Origin of the sequence: Kitasatospora sp. GP82 (assembly GCF_029892105.1) — a bacterium.
Taxonomy (GTDB): Bacteria; Actinomycetota; Actinomycetes; order Streptomycetales; family Streptomycetaceae; genus Kitasatospora.
This window is the reverse complement of sequence record NZ_JARZAJ010000011.1, coordinates 25,172-42,025: the sequence shown is the minus strand read 5'-3', so window position 1 is coordinate 42,025 and position 16,854 is coordinate 25,172. Positions and strand designations below refer to the sequence as shown.

At 71.9% G+C, this 16,854-nt stretch carries 10 protein-coding genes; 4 read left to right on the top strand and 6 right to left on the bottom strand.

Features of this window, described 5'->3' with window-relative positions:
- Positions 1 to 65: 65 nt before the first annotated feature.
- Together P3T39_RS13355 and efeB are read left to right on the top strand one after the other, a co-directional pair.
- The gene (locus P3T39_RS13355; RefSeq protein ID WP_280697745.1) at positions 66 to 1,268 is read left to right on the top strand and encodes an EfeM/EfeO family lipoprotein; all 1,203 of its coding nucleotides are present in this window, start codon (positions 66 to 68) and stop codon (positions 1,266 to 1,268) included.
- Positions 1,265 to 2,557 carry an iron uptake transporter deferrochelatase/peroxidase subunit gene (gene efeB, locus P3T39_RS13350; RefSeq protein WP_280697744.1) on the top strand — a complete coding sequence of 431 codons (1,293 nt, stop codon included), beginning with the start codon at positions 1,265 to 1,267 and terminating at the stop codon, positions 2,555 to 2,557. The genes P3T39_RS13355 and efeB overlap by 4 nt, the downstream gene beginning before the upstream one ends.
- Positions 2,558 to 2,868: 311 nt before the next feature.
- On the opposite strand, the gene P3T39_RS13345 is transcribed toward efeB, so the two are convergent.
- On the bottom strand, positions 2,869 to 4,248 hold the full coding sequence (locus tag P3T39_RS13345) for a diaminobutyrate--2-oxoglutarate transaminase family protein (RefSeq protein ID WP_280697743.1): 1,380 nt from the start codon (positions 4,246 to 4,248) through the stop codon (positions 2,869 to 2,871).
- Between the two features lie 73 nt (positions 4,249 to 4,321).
- Complete coding sequence (locus P3T39_RS13340) at positions 4,322 to 8,353, bottom strand: Pls/PosA family non-ribosomal peptide synthetase (RefSeq protein ID WP_280697742.1); 4,032 nt, start codon at positions 8,351 to 8,353, stop codon at positions 4,322 to 4,324.
- A 670-nt stretch (positions 8,354 to 9,023) separates the two neighbouring features.
- On the opposite strand from P3T39_RS13340, the gene P3T39_RS13335 reads away from it, so the two are divergent.
- Both P3T39_RS13335 and P3T39_RS13330 read left to right on the top strand, forming a co-directional pair.
- Positions 9,024 to 10,370 (top strand): carboxyl transferase domain-containing protein, encoded by a 1,347-nt coding sequence (locus P3T39_RS13335; protein WP_280697741.1) that lies wholly within the window; start codon positions 9,024 to 9,026, stop codon positions 10,368 to 10,370.
- A gap of 66 nt (positions 10,371 to 10,436) precedes the next feature.
- Positions 10,437 to 11,072, top strand: coding sequence for a 4'-phosphopantetheinyl transferase superfamily protein (locus tag P3T39_RS13330; protein WP_280697740.1), 636 nt, complete (start codon positions 10,437 to 10,439; stop codon positions 11,070 to 11,072).
- Positions 11,073 to 11,090: 18 nt separating this feature from the next.
- On the opposite strand, the gene P3T39_RS13325 is transcribed toward P3T39_RS13330, so the two are convergent.
- From P3T39_RS13325 to P3T39_RS13310, 4 genes are all read right to left on the bottom strand, one after another.
- Entirely contained in the window at positions 11,091 to 12,326 is a 1,236-nt protein-coding gene (locus tag P3T39_RS13325; RefSeq protein WP_280697739.1) for a cytochrome P450, read from the bottom strand.
- On the bottom strand, positions 12,296 to 12,904 hold the full coding sequence (locus P3T39_RS13320) for a hypothetical protein (RefSeq protein WP_280697738.1): 609 nt from the start codon (positions 12,902 to 12,904) through the stop codon (positions 12,296 to 12,298). Before P3T39_RS13320 ends, P3T39_RS13325 begins: the two co-directional genes overlap by 31 nt.
- 83 nt (positions 12,905 to 12,987) lie before the next feature.
- A complete protein-coding gene (locus P3T39_RS13315; protein WP_280697883.1) occupies positions 12,988 to 13,563 on the bottom strand; it encodes a LuxR C-terminal-related transcriptional regulator in 576 nt (191 codons plus the stop codon).
- A 479-nt stretch (positions 13,564 to 14,042) separates the two neighbouring features.
- Entirely contained in the window at positions 14,043 to 16,850 is a 2,808-nt protein-coding gene (locus P3T39_RS13310) for a LuxR family transcriptional regulator (protein ID WP_280697737.1), read from the bottom strand.
- Positions 16,851 to 16,854: the final 4 nt, after the last annotated feature.

The window sequence follows — 16,854 nt, the reverse complement described above, 5'->3', positions numbered from 1 at the left end:
GGCGGCGCGATCCGCGACCGTCCAGGGGCCGGGGCGCCTGCCCGACCGAAGGACCGCCCGAAGCCATGTCGGCGCGAACACCGTCCGCACCCCCTGCCCGCCCGGCCCGCAAGCGCGCGGCGCTGGCCGGGCTGCTCCTCCTGAGTGCCACCGCCCTGATCGGCTCCGCGCCGGCCGGTGGCAGCGCGGCACCACCCGGCGGGAAGCTGCGGGTGGACACGAACTCCTGCGGCACGCCCGGCGAGCGGCTGCCCGCCGGCCCGCTCGCCTTCTCCGTCACCAACGACTCCAAGGTCTTCGCCACGCTCTACCTGATCTCGACCGACGGGAAGCTGGCCTACGCGGAGATTCCCTGGCTCGGCCCCGGTAAGACACTGTCGTTGGCAACGACCCTGACGGGTGGTCAGTACGCGGTGCGCTGTGTCTTCTCCAGCGGCCCTGTGCTCACCTCGGGACCCGTGGCGGTCGTCGGAACCGCGACCGGCGCCGTGGCGGGCTACCAGCCGATGGGCGACCTGGAGATGACCGCACCCGTCAAGGCGTACCGCGCCTACGTACGGACGGCGCTGCCGGAGCTGCTCTCGTCAGGCCGCACCCTGGACGCGGACGTGGCCCGTGGCGACCTGGCCGCAGCCCGGACCGACTGGCTCACCGCGCACCTCGACTACGAGCGGCTCGGCGCCGCCTACAGCTCCTTCGGCGACTTCGACCAGTCCCTGAACGGCCTGGCCAACGGCCTGCCCCAGGGCGTCGACACCCCGGGCTGGACGGGCTTCTTCGCCCTGGAGCACGGCCTGTGGCACGGCTGGGGCGCGGACCGGCTGCGCCCCGTCACCCAGCAGCTGGTGACGGACATCGACGGCCTGGTCCAGGACTTCCCCAGCGAGGACACCGACCCGGGCGACCTGCCGCTACGGGCCCACGAGATCCTGGAGAACGCGCTCCAGTCCCAGCTGGGCGGCATCGCCGACTACGGCAGCGGCACCACCCTGGCCACCCTCGACGCCAACGTCCAGGGAACGGAGAAGGTGCTGGACATCCTCGCTCCGCTGATCCGCCCACGGGATCCCGGCCTGCTGGACCAGTTGAATCGGCAGCTTCCCGCCTTCCAGGCCGAGGTGACGGCCTGTCGGGCCGCCGACGGCTCCTGGACCCCGTCCTCCCGCCTCGCCACGGCGCAGCGCCAGCGCCTCGACGGCGACCTCGGCCGGCTCCTGGAGGAACTGGCCGTCCTGCCCAATCTGCTCACCCCGAGGAACCACGCATGATCACGCCCGACGCCTCCGACGCCGACCACCGCGCCCCGGCCGAGCGCACCGCTTCGGCCCAGGCCCTGCGCCGCCGCGCCTTCCTGCGCGGTGCCACGGTCGGCGCCGCCGTCGGATCGGGCGCGCTGGCCGGGGCGTTCGCGGCCGCCGCCGAGCCCGAGCCCGACCTCGGCCCGTCCGGCCGGCGCGTCCCGTTCCACGGCCCGCACCAGGCCGGGATCACCACCCCGATCCAGGCTGCCGCGTCCTTCGTCTCGTTCAACGTCATCGCGCCCGACCGGGCCGCCCTGGAGAACCTCTTCCGGACGCTGACCGAGCGCATCCGCGCGCTGACCGCCGGCGGTCCGGTGCCCGCCACCGACCTCGCGTCACCGCCCACCGACAGTGCCACCCTCGGTCCGGTCCTGCCCGCCGACGGGCTGACCGTCACCGTGAGCGTCGGCGCCTCCCTCTTCGACGGCCGCTACGGGCTGGCCGCGCGCAAGCCCGCCCGACTCGACCCGATGCCTGTCTTCCCCGACGACAACCTGGTCGGTTCGAAGGAGCTGCACGGCGACCTCTCACTGCAGATCTGCGCCGACTCCCGCGACACCGTGATGCACGCGCTGCGCGACATCACCAGACACACCCGCAGCGGTATGCAGCCGAACTGGAAGGTCGACGGCTTCCACGCCGCCCCGCGCCCGTCCGGGACCCCGCGCAACCAGTTGGGTTTCAAGGACGGCATCGCCAATTCCGACGTCGGCAAGGCGGCCGTGGCGGACGCCGTGCTGTGGACGCACGGCGGCGCGGCCGGCGAACCGGCCTGGGTCGAGGGCGGTTCCTACCAGGTGGTGCGGATCATCCGGATGCTCGTCGAGTTCTGGGACCGGGTCTCGCTGCACGAGCAGGAGAAGATGATCGGCCGCCGTCGTGAATCGGGTGCGCCGCTGGACGGCACAGCGGAGTCCGACCTCCCCGACTACCGGGCCGACTCCCAGGGCCTGCTGATTCCGATGAACGCGCACATCCGGCTCGCCAATCCGCGCACCCCCGAGTCGGCGGACCAGCAGATCCTCCGCCGCGGCTACAACTACGACCGCGGCCTCGACACCGACGGCAACCTGGACGTCGGGCTGATCTTCTGCTGCTACCAGCAGGATGTGGCCCGGCAGTTCCAGACCGTGCAGCAGCGGCTGGCCGGTGAGCCCCTGGTCGACTACATCTCGCCCACGGGCGGCGGGTACTTCTTCACACTCCCCGGGGTCAGGGACCAGAGCGACCGGCTCGGTTCGGCGCTCTTCGCCTGAGCGTCGGGCGGGGGGGGCGGGGGGGGGCGGGCCCCCCCCCCCCCCCCCCGCGGCGCCGGGCGCCCCCCCCGGGGGCGAGCGCCCACACCACCCCCCCGGGGTACTGCGCGGCGCGGCGGGGGGTGAGCAGGGTCGGGGCGTGGGCGGGGGGGGTTTGGGTTGGGGGGGGGGCGGGGGGGGGCCCGCGGGGGGGGGGGTGGGGGGGGGGGGGGGGGGCGTGGGCGGGGGGGGGGGGGGGGGGGGGGGGGGGGGGCCCCCCCCCCCCCCCCCGACGCCGAGCTCGAAATCCCCGGACTATCGGGCTCATCCGCTCACACCTCCCGCAGGGCTTCCTGCGCGTCGCGGATGGCGTTCAGCAGGATCGTGCAGGCCGTATCGACGGTGTCGGCGCTGACGTTGAGCGGGGGCATCAGCCGCACCACGCAGTCCTGGCGGCCGCCCACCTCGACGATCAGTCCGCGCCGGAGCGCGGCCGACTGCACCGCCGACGCAAGCCGGCCGGCGGGGTCGCCGTTGGTGGGGTCCGCGAACTCGATGCCCCACATCAGACCGCGCCCGCGCACCTCGGCCACCCACGGGTTCTCCAGCAGCGCCTTGAGCCGGTCCGCGACCTGCTCGCCCCGGCGGGCGACGTTGCCGAGGATGTCGTCGCGACGGACGATACGCACCGCCTCCACCCCGGCGGCGAAGGCCAGTTGGTTGCCCCGGAAGGTTCCGGTGTGGGCACCGGGGGCCCAGGTGTCCAGCTTGGCGTCGTACATGATGAGCGCGACCGGGGTACCGATACCGCTCAGCGCCTTGGAGGCGATGATGACGTCGGGCTCGATACCGTGCTCCTCGAACGCGAACCACGTCCCGGTGCGCCCGCAGCCGGTCTGGACCTCGTCGACCACCAGGGGGATGTCGAGTTCGCTGGTCAGGGCGCGCACCCTGCGGACGAAGTCGGTACGGGCGGGAATGATGCCGCCCTCGCCCTGCACCATCTCGATGACCACCGCGGCGGGCAGCTGCACCCCGCCGTTGCCGTCGCCCAGTGTCCGTTCGAGGTATTCGACGCAGTTGGTGGCGCAGGTGTCCGGTGCCAGGCCCAGCGGGCACCTGGTGCAGTAGGAGTACGGGAAGAAGTGGACACCGGGGACGCCGTTGAGGATCGGCTGCTTCTGCGAGACCAGTCCGGTGAGCGCCATGGCGGCGTGGCTGCTGCCGTGGAAGCCGCCCTGGAAGGAGATGACCTCGCCACGGCCGGTCGCGGTCTTGCAGAGCTTGAGCGCGGCATCGACGGCGTTGGCCCCGGTCGGGCCGCAGAAGTGGATCTTCGTCCGGTCCCTCATCCCCTTTGGCAGCATGGACAGTTGGGCCTCGACGAAGGCTTCCTTCACGGGGGTGGGGAAGTCGAGGCCGTGGGTCAGCACACCGAGCTGCGCGGTCACGGCCGCCACCAGCTCGGGGTGGTTGTGCCCGAGGGAGAGCACGCCCGCGCCCGCCAGGAAGTCGATGAAGACATTGCCGTCCATGTCCCGGATCAGGCTGCCCGAGGCCTCGGCGATGGCGATGGGAAGCCGCCGGGGGTAGCTGCGGGCGTTGGACTCGTACTGCTGCTGACGGGCCAGGAACTCGGCCGAGATGGGCCCCGGCAGGTCACCGGCGACCTTCGGTCCTGTCCATGCACCGAGTTGGTCGAGCGAGATCATGCTTGTCTCCAGGGGGAGGTGGGTCCGAGAGCGGCGGGGGCCGTCCCGGCGGGGGCGGTGGTGGGCACGGTGGTCAGCAGGGGCGGGCCGGGATACCGCGCCACCGGCTGTCGCGCGGGAGCCGTTCGCCCTTCATGACCAGCGACAGGGCGTCCAGGGCGGCGCCGTCGCCGACCTCGGCGTCGTACAGGACGACACATCGCGGGCCGATCGAACTTCCCTGTCCGACGGTGACCTTGGACATCTTCATGACCCGGTCCTCGAACAGGTGGGTCTGGAGGGAGGTGACCTCCCCGACGCACGCGTCGTCGCCGACCTCGACAAGGTCGAACTCGGTCAGGTAGGTCGTCGCCAGCCAGACCCGGCGGCCGATCCGCGCACCGAAGAGCCGCATCACCCACGGCGCCAGCGGTGTGCCGGTGAGGTAGCTCAGCAGGCCCGGCACGACCAGGTTCTCGAACAGCCCGGTGATCAGCTCGGTCCGCCGGACCCAGATGCTCCACAGCGGTTCGACGCGCGCCCGGTAGCGACCGATGACCAGCCACTTGAGCAGCACCACGAGCAGCGTGGTGAACAGGCCCGCCCCCAGCAGCAGCACCGGGCCGAGGAGGAAGACCTGGAGCGGCGAGCCGGCGGTGGCCAGTCGGATACCGACGTACAGGGCGCCCACGGCGGTGAAGAAGGCGAACGTCGAGGGCAGGGTCACCCGCAGGTACTCGATGGCCAGGCGGGCGGCGATCAGCCCGGGGCTCGGGGCGTAGGTGTACTTCGACGGGAAGGGCCGGCTCTCCTCGCGGCGGGGCAGGAAGATCGCCGGTGAGCCCAGCCAGGTCGTCTCCGGGTCGATCGGCCTGCTGGGAGCCACGGAGTGCACGCCGAGCAGACTGTTGTCGCCCATCCGGCACGAGCCGGGCAGCAGCGCGCCGTTGCCGACGAAGCTGCGCCGGCCCACCTCCGCCGGTGCCAGTGCGATCCGGCCCCGGTGGAAGACCGCGGGGCCCACCACGCTGATGTCCGCGACGAAACTGCGCTCGCCGATGATGAGCATGTCCGGGTCGACGAAACTGACGGTCGCCACCTCCGACCAGCGTCCGGTCCGCGCGCCGAGCAGCCGCAGGAACGGGACCAGGTAGAGCGTGGAGTAGAGCGAGTGGGTCAGTGTCAGACTGGTCGTCAGCAGGCCGTCGCCGATCCACTTGCGGACCCCGAACCCGCTGCGCTCCGCATGGATCCCGGCCCGCACCCTGGGCAGCACCGCACGCTTGACCAGGACCACCATGGTGCAGGTGGCCAGGACGAACGCCGGTCCGGCCAGCAGCGTGGAGGCCAGCGCCCAGTCGAACCCGTCCTGCCAGAGCACCACGCCGATGACCGCCGCACCCACTGCGGCGATCACCAGCGGCACCAGGGCGAGCAGCAGCGCCGCCCCGACGTAGCCGGCCAGCAGGCGGAGCGGCCAGGGTCCGCTGTCGGGCTGTTCGGCCATCGCCTGGAGGACGGGCGGGGCCGCCTCCTGGGGTGTGGCGGGCGATCCGGCCCAGTGCTCGCCTTCGGGTACGACGTAGTCCGCCGGAATGAGGGACTGCTCGCCGACGGAGGCGCCTGCGCCGATCACGGCGCCTGGCAGCACGACGCTGTTGGTCCCCAGGAAGCTGCCGTCCCCGAGCCGGACCGGAGCCAGCCGAAACCAGCCGCTCTCGATCGAGTACGACTGGACCCGTGCGCCGTAGCCGATGCTCACCTCGTCGCCGAGCTCCACGAAGCGCGGCAGGCCGAACGGGATCGAGATGTGGCAGCCGCGCCCGATCCTGGCGCCGAACAGCCGCAGGAACGGCGGCAGCAGGGGCGAGCCCGCCAGTACGGTGACCGCCGACAGCGCCATCACCTTGCTGTACAGCCAGTAGCGGAGATAGGTGACACCCCAGAGCGGGTACCAGCCCGGACGGACGCCGGCCATCAGCAGCCGGCAGCCGAGCAGCGGGATCAGTGTGAGGTCCAGCAGGGTCCAGGCGATCTGCAAGGGGACGAACTGCGCGGCGGGCAGATGGGCCAGGTACCCGAGGGCTCCGCCGGGATCCACCCCCCGCAGGGGCATCCGCCAGGCGGCCAGCACCCGGTAGAGCAGTACCAGGCCGGGCAGGCCGAACAGCAGCAACCATCCGTACAACAGGCCGAGTTGGGCGGTGCCGCAGGCCATGACCCGGGCGGTGGAGTGGCGGAGGGGCGCGGGCGTCACGAGCCTTGTCCCCTGCGGGGCGGGTGCGGCGGCGGTCTCGACGAACGCTGCGAGGCCACGCACCGTGGGGTGGGCGTACAGGTCGGGCATCGCCAGGCGCTCCAGCTCCGGCATCCGGCGCAGCCTGGACATCAGCCGGGCCGCCGCCATGGAGTGGCCGCCGAGGTCGCAGAAGAAGTCGTCCTCCACGGAGATGTCCCGGGCCCCCAGGACCTCCTGCCAGACCTCCGCCATCCGACGCTCCAGCACGGTGCCGGCGGCCGTGTGCGAGCGCGAGCGCCGGGCCAGCGGCGGCGAGGCGGGCGCGGGCAGGGCCTTGCGGTCCACCTTGTCCGCCGCCAGCAGCGGGAACTCGGCGAGTACCTCGACGAAGGAAGGGATCATGTAGTCGGGCAGACGGCGGCGCAGCGAGGTGTGCAGGCGCGTCCGCAGTTCCTCGTGGCCGGCTTCACCACGGTCCGTCAGCGTGACGTAGCCGACCAGGTCCTGGACGACGCCGTCCTGTTCCCTCGGGACGACCACCGCGTTCTCCACGGCGGGGTCCTCGCGGAGCACCTCCTCGATCTCCGCCAGTTCGATGCGGTAGCCGCGGATCTTGACCTGGGTGTCGATCCGGCCGAGGAACTCGATCTCCCCGGTGGAGTTGAGCCGTCCCAGATCGCCGCTGCGGTAGATCCGCGGGCTCTCCTCGCGGTGGTGCTCCACGGGGTTGGTGACGAACCGTTCGGCGGTGAGCTCCGGCCGGTTGAGGTAGCCGATCGCCACGCCCGGTCCGCCGATGCAGATCTCACCGCTCTCGCCGTCCGGGACGGGGCGCAGTTGCTCGTCCAGGATGTAGACCCGGTAGGTGGGCAGCGGTACTCCGATGGTCACCGGGCGGCTGGGGGACAGCTCGGTCCAGGTCGCGGTGACCGTCGACTCCGTGGGGCCGTAGACGTTGAGAATACGGCGGCCGGGGCGGGACCAGCGGCGGACCAGGTCGGGCGGGCAGGCCTCACCGCTGACCAGCAGGCTGCGCAGGCCGGCCACCTCGGCCTCGATGGTGGTCAGCAGGGTTGGCACGCAGCACAGCACCGTGATCGCCTGCTCGACGAGGAAGGCGGCGAGGCCCTCCCCCACCCGCCGGTCGTCGGTCGGCCCCGCCACCAGCGTCGCGCCCGCGACCCAGGCCGGCCAGATCTCCTCGACGGAGAAGTCGAAGGCGATGGAGAGGCCCTGGTAGACCCGGTCCTCCTCGGCGACCTGGTAGATCGGGGCCACCGAGCGGACGAAGTTGACGATGTTGGCGTGCGAGACGGCCACGCCCTTGGGCCGACCGGTGGTACCCGAGGTGTAGATGACGTAGCAGACCGACGACGGGTCGGTGTCGACGGCCGGGCGGTCGTCCGGCTGTGCGGCCAACTGCTCTTCCGCTGTGTCGAGTTCGAGAATCCGGCAGGACAGGCCGGCCGTCCTCTCCCCCATCGTGGAGGTGGTGAGAAGGTCGCACAGGCCCGAGTCCTGGGCGATGAAGGCGACCCGGTCGGCGGGGAAGGAGGGGTCCAGCGGGACGAAGGCCGCTCCGCTCTTGAGCACCGCGAGCAGGGCGACGTAGGTGTCGAGCGACCGTTCGAGCAGGATCCCCACGCACTGGCCCTCACCGGCGCCCCGCTGCCTGAGTAACCGGGCCAGCCGGTTGGCCCGCCGGTCGAGGTCGGCATAGGTCAGGCAGAGGGTGCCGCAGCTGACCGCCGTGTTCTCCGGGACCCGGTCACAGGTCCGCTCGAAGTACTGGGCCAGCCGCTGGACCGGCGGCAGCACCCAGAGGTGTGATGACTTCGGGACACCCGGCGCACCAACGGGCTCCGTCGTGCCCGAAGTCGGTTCCACTCGTGACACAGCTCCTCCTGTCCGGCTTTCACAGAGAACGGCTTCAATAGCCCTCGAACTCGTCCGGGCGGCAAACCCTATTCGGAACGCCCGGAGCGGCGGTCTGCCGAGACGACAGGAAATCGGATCGGGTCGCGAATTCGTGGGTAGCGGTCGGCCATGATCCCAGATTGGCAGGCCCGCCCATCACCTGGCGATCGACACACCGAGGCTGCCACCGGGTACCGCGCCCCTGCCGGTGGCAGCAGAGCTGTCACGGTGAACGGTTTCTTCACCCCTGCACGACCGGGATCCCCGCGGCCACGACTGCGGTCCCGGCAGCCGGGAGGCTGCATGTGCCGTGGCCGCGGTGGGACGGAAGAGGGGCCGACCGGATTCCAGGGAATTCTCATAATTGGCTCGGTGAGATCGCGGTGCACGGAGGGAATGGTCAGGCCGGTACTGCGACAGCGCACACATATTCGGCGGGGAGCGCGCTTTCGGCGGGAAATCGGCCCACGGTTGCGGGGGAACCCTTTGAGTCCTGGCACTCGGACGGCCCGGGTGCCGGACGCAGCCGAGACCTGACGGCACGCCGGCTCGGTCCCGGTTCCCTACAGATTTCACTAGTCCGGTCCCCCGTAGGTTGGAGAACCGACACGAACCCGGCTGACCGGTGGAAGGGTGACCTATGGCCTCGGTGGGGGGTACCGCCTCGCAGGGCCTCCTGGCCTGGGTGGCCGAACTCCACTCGCTCACCGACGTCCTGCAACTGAGGTCCGGCGAGACGGCACCCGAACGGCACGGTTCCTGCGGCGAACTGACGGCGCAGGAAGGACTCGGCCTCCTCTTCGACGAAGGGACCTTCCGCCGGATCGAGCCCCCTCGCCGCCGCACCGACGGCATCGGCCCGGGCGGCCCGCAGACCGCCGCCGGGGTGATCACCGGCTGCGGAAGGGTCGGCGGACGGACCGTCTTCGCCTGCGCGCACGACCTTCGCAGGTGCGGCGGTTCCTCGGGCAGGGCCCATGCCGAGGAGATCCGCACCCTGATGGATCTCGCCGAGGCGGCGGGCGCGCCACTGGTCGGTCTCAGCCTCGGCGTCGGCACCCGGGGCGAGCAGAGTGCCACCACCGTCGCGGAGCACGGGCGGATCTTCTGCCGCAGCGCTCAGGCGTCGGGGGTGATCCCGCAGATCAGCGTGGTGCTGGGCGCCGTCCGGCCGGGCACGGACGGGGCGGTCCGTCCACCGCTGGTCGCCGACTTCGTCTTCACCGCGCACACCGCCGTCTGCGGCAGGGCGGCCTCCTCCCGCTGCGCCCGCGACGCCGAGTGTCTGCGACAGGTGCGGCGCCTGCTGACCTTCCTTCCCGCCGGCGGTCGGGAGCTGCCGCCCGTGGCGGTCACCGTCACCTCCACCCACCGCGCCAACCAGCGCCTGGCGGACCTGGTACCACTCGAAGGCGCCCACCCGTACGCCATTCGCGCCGTGATCGACGAGATCGTCGACGAGGGGGGTCTGCTGGAGGTCCACGGCTGGTGGGCGGCGAACGTCGTCTGCGGCCTGGCCCGGCTGGACGGCCGTGTCGTGGGCATCGTCGCGAACCAACCCGCCGTGCTGGACGGGATGCTGGACTCCCCGGCCGCGCGGAAGATCGCCCGGTTCGTGCGGACCTGCGACGCGTTCTCCATTCCGCTGGTCACCCTGGTCGACGCGCCCGGTCTGCTGCGGGGCCTCGGCGGTCAAAAGCGGCCGGGCGTCCTGCCCTACGGGGCACAGCTGCTGTATGCGTACAGCACGGCGACGGTGCCACGTGTGCAGCTGATCCTGCGCTCGGCGCACGGCGTGTCCTGCCTGGTCATGAACTCCCGGTCGATCGGCGCCGGCCTGTCCCTGGCGTGGCCGGCCAAGGGGATCGGGGCCGTGGATCGGGTGATCGATCCGATCCTGACCCGTTCGGCGCTGGTGGACGCCCTGGCCACGCTGCGTGCCGAGGACACCCGCAGGCACGGGCATCGGCCGCTGTGGCCGATATGACGATCGACCGGACAGTGCCCAGAATCGAGAGTCCCAGTGATAGAGCGCATCCTTCCGCCCGGCGTGGTGAGTTCCGAGGCCTTCGGCGATCCGCCGCAGGCCCTGCTGCACCGGGAGGAGGCCTTCGTGGTCCGGAACTCCGTCGAGAAGCGCAGGCGCGAGTTCGCCACCGGGCGGTGGTGCGCGCGACGTGCCCTCGTCCAGCTCGGGCTGCCGCCGGTACCTCTGCTGCCCGGTGAGCTCGGGGCTCCGCGATGGCCCGACTCCGTCGTGGGAAGTATCACCCACTGCGCCGGCTACCGGGCGGCCGCGCTCGCCCGTGGCACGGAGATGAGCATGGTCGGTATCGACGCGGAGCCGCACCACGCGCTGCCCGAGGGGATTCTGGAGGCGATCTCGCTCCCCGAGGAGCGGGTGTGGGTGCGGAAGTTGCGGACGGCCGTGCCGGGGACGCACTGGGACCGGCTGCTCTTCAGTCTGAAGGAGGCGGTCTACAAGGCGTGGTACCCGGTCACCGCCCTGCGGATCGGGTTCGAGGACGCGAGGATCACCGTGGACGCGGCCGCGTCGACGTTCTCCGCGCGGATCCTGGTGCCGTCGCCGGTGCAGCGACGGGGACGGCCCATGGACACCCTCTCGGGTCGATGGCTGATCAGCGGCGGGCTGGTGCTCGCCGCGATCGCCGTACCCGCCGAGTCCTGAACCGTCCCCGGCCCGCCCTCACTCCTCTCGGTGATCGGCGGCACCCCAGCGGACCGGAAGCCGTTCGGGCGGACTCTCGGACGAGCAGGTGCGCAGTACCAGCCGCTCGGGCGCAACCGCCAGACACAGCTGCGGCAGGCGCGCCGACAGGCGTTCGAGCGCGACGTCGAGCTGGATGCGCGCGAAGGCGGCGCCCGGGCAGTAGTGCACGCCTTGGCCGAAGGCCAGCTGTCGGCCGCAGCCGCGCAGTCGACGGCCGGGCAGCAGGCGGTCGGGGTCGGTGAAGACGTCCTCGTCGCGGTTGGCGGAGGCGATCGAGACCAGGACGACGTCACCGGCGGGGATCAGTACGCCGCCGAGGCGCACGTCCTCGGTGGCCCTGCGGGAGCGCAGGGCGTCCTGGAAGGTTCCCAGCCGCAGCAGTTCCTCGACCAGTTCGCCGGACGCCGCGGGCCACGGCGCCGGTATGCCTCCCTGTGTGAGCAGCACCAGCACCGCGTTGGCGATCGCGGCGACCATCGTCTCGTACCCGGTCACCAGGATCGTAGCGACGAGGGAGGCGACCGCGGAGGCATCGGCACAGGACAGCGCGGAGACCAGGTCGTCCGCCGGCCGCGCACGGCGCGCGGCGGCCAACTCCGCACTGTAGGCGAGCAGATCGCGCTGGGCCAGGTCGACCTCGGTGCCGTCGAAACCTTCGACGGCGAGCACCACCTCGGCCCAGTACGCGAACCGGTCGCGGTCGGCCGGGGAGACGCCGAGCAGCCGGCACACGACCCGCATCGCCAGTGGGCGCGCGAAGGACGCGACGAGGTCGGCCCGGCCCGCCGGGCCCAGCACGTCCAGCAGTTCGTCGGCGATGTCCGCCACCATCGGCCGCAGGGTGGGAATCCGGGGCCTCAGGAGGGCGTCCATCCGGGAGCGCAGCACGGTGTGCTCGGGCGGATCGGTGGTGAACAGCAGGCCGGGCGGCAGCGTCCCGGGCCGGATGCGCGGCGCGTCGGGTTCCAGGAGCGCCGCCTTGCTGAAGCGACGGTCGGACAGCACGGCCCGCGCGTCCTGGTAGCGGGTGACCAGCCAGGCCGGATCTCCGGAGCGCATCCGCACCCGGCAGACCGGCTGCTCGCGGCGCAACCTTCGGTAGCAGGAAGGCGGTTCGGCCGGCGGACCGCCGGCCAGCGGCAGCACGAGCGGCACGGGCAGCGGGTGATCGGCCTGCCGGGTCATGTCGTCGGCCGGACGGTGACCGACCATCCCGCGCGCTCAAGGCGGCGGGTGGTGCCGGCGATGACCGGGTCGAGCCAGCCGGTGCACATCACCACGGGGGTCGCGGCAGGCCCGAGGGGAACCGGCGCGGTCACCGCCGTGGCACCGAAGAACGCCGGCGACCGGCCCGCCCGCACGATGCTGGTGAACACGACCCGTCTGACCGGCGAGTGCCCGCGCCACCAGAGGCAGGCGGCATGCGCCATCGCGGTCGTCACCTCGCTGCCACGACGGCCCGGGACCACGAGCTCCCTGGCGAACGACAGGAAGTCCCCGCTGTCGCCCAGGAGTTCGTCGGCCTGCGGGAAGTCCTCGTACATGTCCCCCAGCCCCCGCCGGTTGAGCGTGACCCGCAGGCTGCCCACCGGTACCGTGCCTTCGACGCACAGCAGGTGGACGGCCGTCTCGTCGTGGTCGTCCCACACGGAGACGCCCAGCCGGGTCAGCGTGCTCCGGTAGTACGACTCGCGCATCCGCAGTACCTCGGCCCGGCTCGGCGTCGTACCGGCGAGCCGTACGGTGCGGGTGACACCGTCACGGGTGTAGTCGGCGATCGGTACGTCCATGATTGCCAGGCTGCGCCGGGTCTCCTCCGCCTTCGAGCGGTGGCGTGGGCCGAGATTGCCGACCTCGGGCCGACCCGCCGCCATCACTTGACGAAGTCCTGTACGACCTTGGGCGGCCAGACGCCCACCTTGAGCACGCCCATGGAGTACGCGCGCGAGACGAGGGCGGCCCGGTTGGGGACCCTGAGCTTTCGCAGCAGACACGTCACGTGGTACTCGACGCCCTGGCGGCTCAGGTACAGCCGTGAGGCCAGCGGGACGGTGGACACGCCGGCGGCTATCCCTTCGAGGATGCGGGCGTCGATCTCGCTGAGGATCTTCTTGCGGCCGGCGACCATCCCCGGCTCCGCCGAACCACCGTCAGCCGTCATCATGACCAGGATCGCCGAGACATCGGGCGAACCACCCCGCACGGCAACTGCCGTGAGAGGCACGGTGAACGCCGAGTCGTCAGGACCCACGGCGATCACGTCGGCGGCGAACCGGTCGCGCCGGCCCTCCAGGAGTCCGGAGAACTGACGCATCAGCGGCTGCCGGACACCGGGATGCACCAGATCGCCGAACGCACGCCCGCACAGGCCCGCAGAGGATCCTCCGAACCTGCGGAAGAACTCCTGGTTCGCCTGCTGGATGGTGAGAGTCCGATCGAGACAGGCCATGTTCAGACCCGGTTGCCCGGAGAGCGGATGATCCTCCGCCGACCCGGCGTACTCGGACGCCAGGTCGTGCGCCACCGTCTGCGCCAAGTCCACCGGTGCGGGAGCGGAAATCGCCAAGGAACTCATATCTCCTCATGGCTTTCGAAGAGTGCGGGGCGCGCTGCCCGCGCCGTCACTGCACCCTTGTACGAACGGGCTTGCCGAATGAAGTCTGAAATGAACCCTAGATAAGCGCCGCCAGGATGGTCAACGGCACCCGAACCATCCGCCGCCAATCCTGCGGTCGTCCGACCGGAAGGTTCGGTCCGCACCCGCTGCTTCGGTGGTTCGGTACGGTACGGCCCGATCTCCCAGAGGATACGGCCGGATCTGCGGGTTTTACCGGGCCCTTGCGGTTCGGTCCGCCCGGCCTGCCGAAGCAGCCGAAGGGGCGGACCGAACCATCGCGCGGCAACCGAAGGAATAGCGGACCCCCGCCATCACCGCACGGCCGGAGCCGTCCCCTCCAGGACTGCCACGAGCTGACGTCGCCCCGATATCCCGAGTTTTCGATAGGAATTCGTAAGATGTTTTTCCACCGCGCGGCAACTCACACCGAGTTCACGGGCGATCTCCTGGTTGGTGAGGCCGCTGCCGACCAGCCCGGCCACCCGGGACTCGGTACGGGTCAGTACGGCCTCCGGCGGCGCACCGGACACGCCGTCACCAGCGGTGGCCACCCGCTCCACCCGCCACGGCGCCGCACAGGCCCGCGCGAGCTCACCGGCCTCCCGCAGCAGCGCCTCGGCCTCGGCCCCCTGCCCCAACCGCCTGCCCAGCGAACGCAGGGCGCGGGCGAGTTCCAGCTCATTCGCCGAGTTCCGCAGGACACCGACCGCCTCGCGCAGCATCTCGGTGCCCGCGCGGCCGTCCCGCAGCCCGCCGCCCAGCCGCAGAGCCCGGCCCACCCCGACGGGCGCCCCCCACGCGGCGGCCTGCGCGTACTCCTCCTCCGCGAGGGCCAGTGCCGAGCGGGGGTCACCGAGCCGCTGGTACAGGCCGACGGCCCGGTACCGCCAGGGGAACAGCACGGAGTTGTGCCAGCCCGCCACCTCCAGCTGCCGACCGCAGGTCAGCACCGTGTCCAGGGCTCCGGTCCAGTCGCCGCGCTGCGCCTGCACCATGCCCCCCAGGAGCCGCAGCATCGAGGCGGAGATCAGGCTCGCCGGTCGGCGCCGACCGGCGTAGACCAGTACCCGGTCGCTGAACGCGAGGTCACCCGTCTCCAGAGCCACCCAGGCGAGGGCGGCGGTGGAGATGACCCCGGCCTCCTGCCAGTGGGCGTCGGCCAGGTCGAAGACGCGCTCCGCGTGGTCGCGCGCGGGTGCCAGCCGTCCTCGGGCGACGGAGACCAGGGCATGCTCCGCGTGGACGACCGGGTCGGCGACGACGCGGCTCTGCCTGCGGGTCTGCTCCTCGGCCGCCAGCCAGGATCCGATGGACCGCAGCGAGTCCGCACCGACGAAGCTGAGCACCAGCAGCGGCAGCACGGACTGGGCACGGGTGGAAGTGGCCGGTTCGCGTTCCAGAATCCGGTCGGCCTGGTGCGCGACCTCCGCCGCCGACGGACTGCCGCTGAGTGTCGCGGCGTTGAGGAGGACGGCCAGCAGTTCGCGCTCCGCACCGGAGCACACCGGCAGGTCCCCTTCGTGCCGCCGCAGGCGCTCGACGGCGGCCGCCAGTTCACCGGCGTCCTCGCGGGCACGGTGGCGCAGGCGGGCCTCCAGCCGCAGGGCCGCATCGCGTGCCGGTCCCTTCAGCAGGCCCGGGGAGCCGAGGTCTGCGGCGACCTGGCGAAGGATGTCGACGGCCGAGGGCGCCACCGTTCCCAGGAAGCCGGGCGAGATCCGCAGGGCGGCGGCGGCCCGGTCCCTGGACGTGCTCAGCAGGGGGATCGCCTGGGAGATGTGCCGCTCGCAGGCGGAGGGGTCGAAGGCGCGCTCCACCGTGGCGAGGTCGATCAGCAGCCGCGCCCGGTCCTCCCCCTGCTCCGAGCTGTCCAGCAGCGCACGCCGCAGATAGCGGGCCGCCATGTCGGGCGCGCCCCTGCGCAGCGCGGTGTCGGCGGCGGTCCGCAGCACGGCCGCCGACCAGGGCCTGCTGGAGGTGGCGACGGCCATGAGCTGCGCGGCGACCTGCTCCGCCGGACGTCCGCTGCTGTACAGCAGACTCGCCGCGGACTCGTGCCAGTGCTGACGCTCCGCCATGGTCATCGAGTACTCGACCGCGTCCTGCACGACCCGGTGGATGAACCTCGGTTCGCGCTCGTCGGCCAGCAGTCCCAGTTGGTGGAGCACCCGCAGCGCCCCCGCGGAGCCGATGGCGTCGAGTCCGGCGAGGCGGGCGGCGAGTGCGGGATCGCCCGGCTCCCCCAGGGTCGCGATCGCGGCGGCCAGGTCCCGTACCGGCTGCGACTGGGTGCGCAGACAGCCTGCCAGCCGCTCCTTCAACTGCCGGGGGCGGAGCGAGCGGGCGGTGTCGGCCTGGTCGGCCGTCGGCCGGTAGCCGCTCACCACCAGGCCCAGCAGGACCGACATCAGGAAGACCGGGTTGCCCGCGGATATCTCGTGGCAGGCCCGGACGAACTCCTCGTCCCCCGGCTCTTCGAACTGCTCGCGGACCATGGCCTCGGTCGCCTCCAGCGACAACGGCCCGGGACGCAGCACCCGGGTCGCGGTCTCCGTCACCTCCCTCATCAGCGGTTCCTGTGCCCTGGGGTCACCGTCGCGCAGTGAGCAGACCAGCACCACCCGCAGTCCGTGCAGCCGCTTGCCCAGGTAGGCGAGCCAGCGCAGCGAGGAGGCGTCCGCCCACTGCAGATCGTCCACCAGGACCAACAGCGGTGTGTCCGCACTGATCCGGGCCAGGAGCGAGCGCAGGTCGTGCAGGACGAGGTCGGACGCACAGACCGTGGGGCTCTGTTCGAGCGGCAGGTCGTGGTCGGCGAAGACCGGCCGCGCGGAACCGGCCTCCCGCAGCCACCGCTCGCGGACGTCGTCCGGTGTCACGGCCAGCAGGCTGTCGAACAACTGCCGCACCACGCCGAAGGCGAAGTCCTGCTCCATCGGAGCCGCGTTGGCCCGCAGCACATGCATCTCGTCGGTGGCGCACGACGGCAGCTCCCGCAGGAGCGCCGAACGACCGACCCCCATCGGTCCGGTGAGCAGGACCAGTGCGGATCTGCCCTCCGCGGCGGCCAGCAGCGTCTCCCGGACCAGCGCCAACTCGGGACCTCGTTCGAGCAGCATCCGT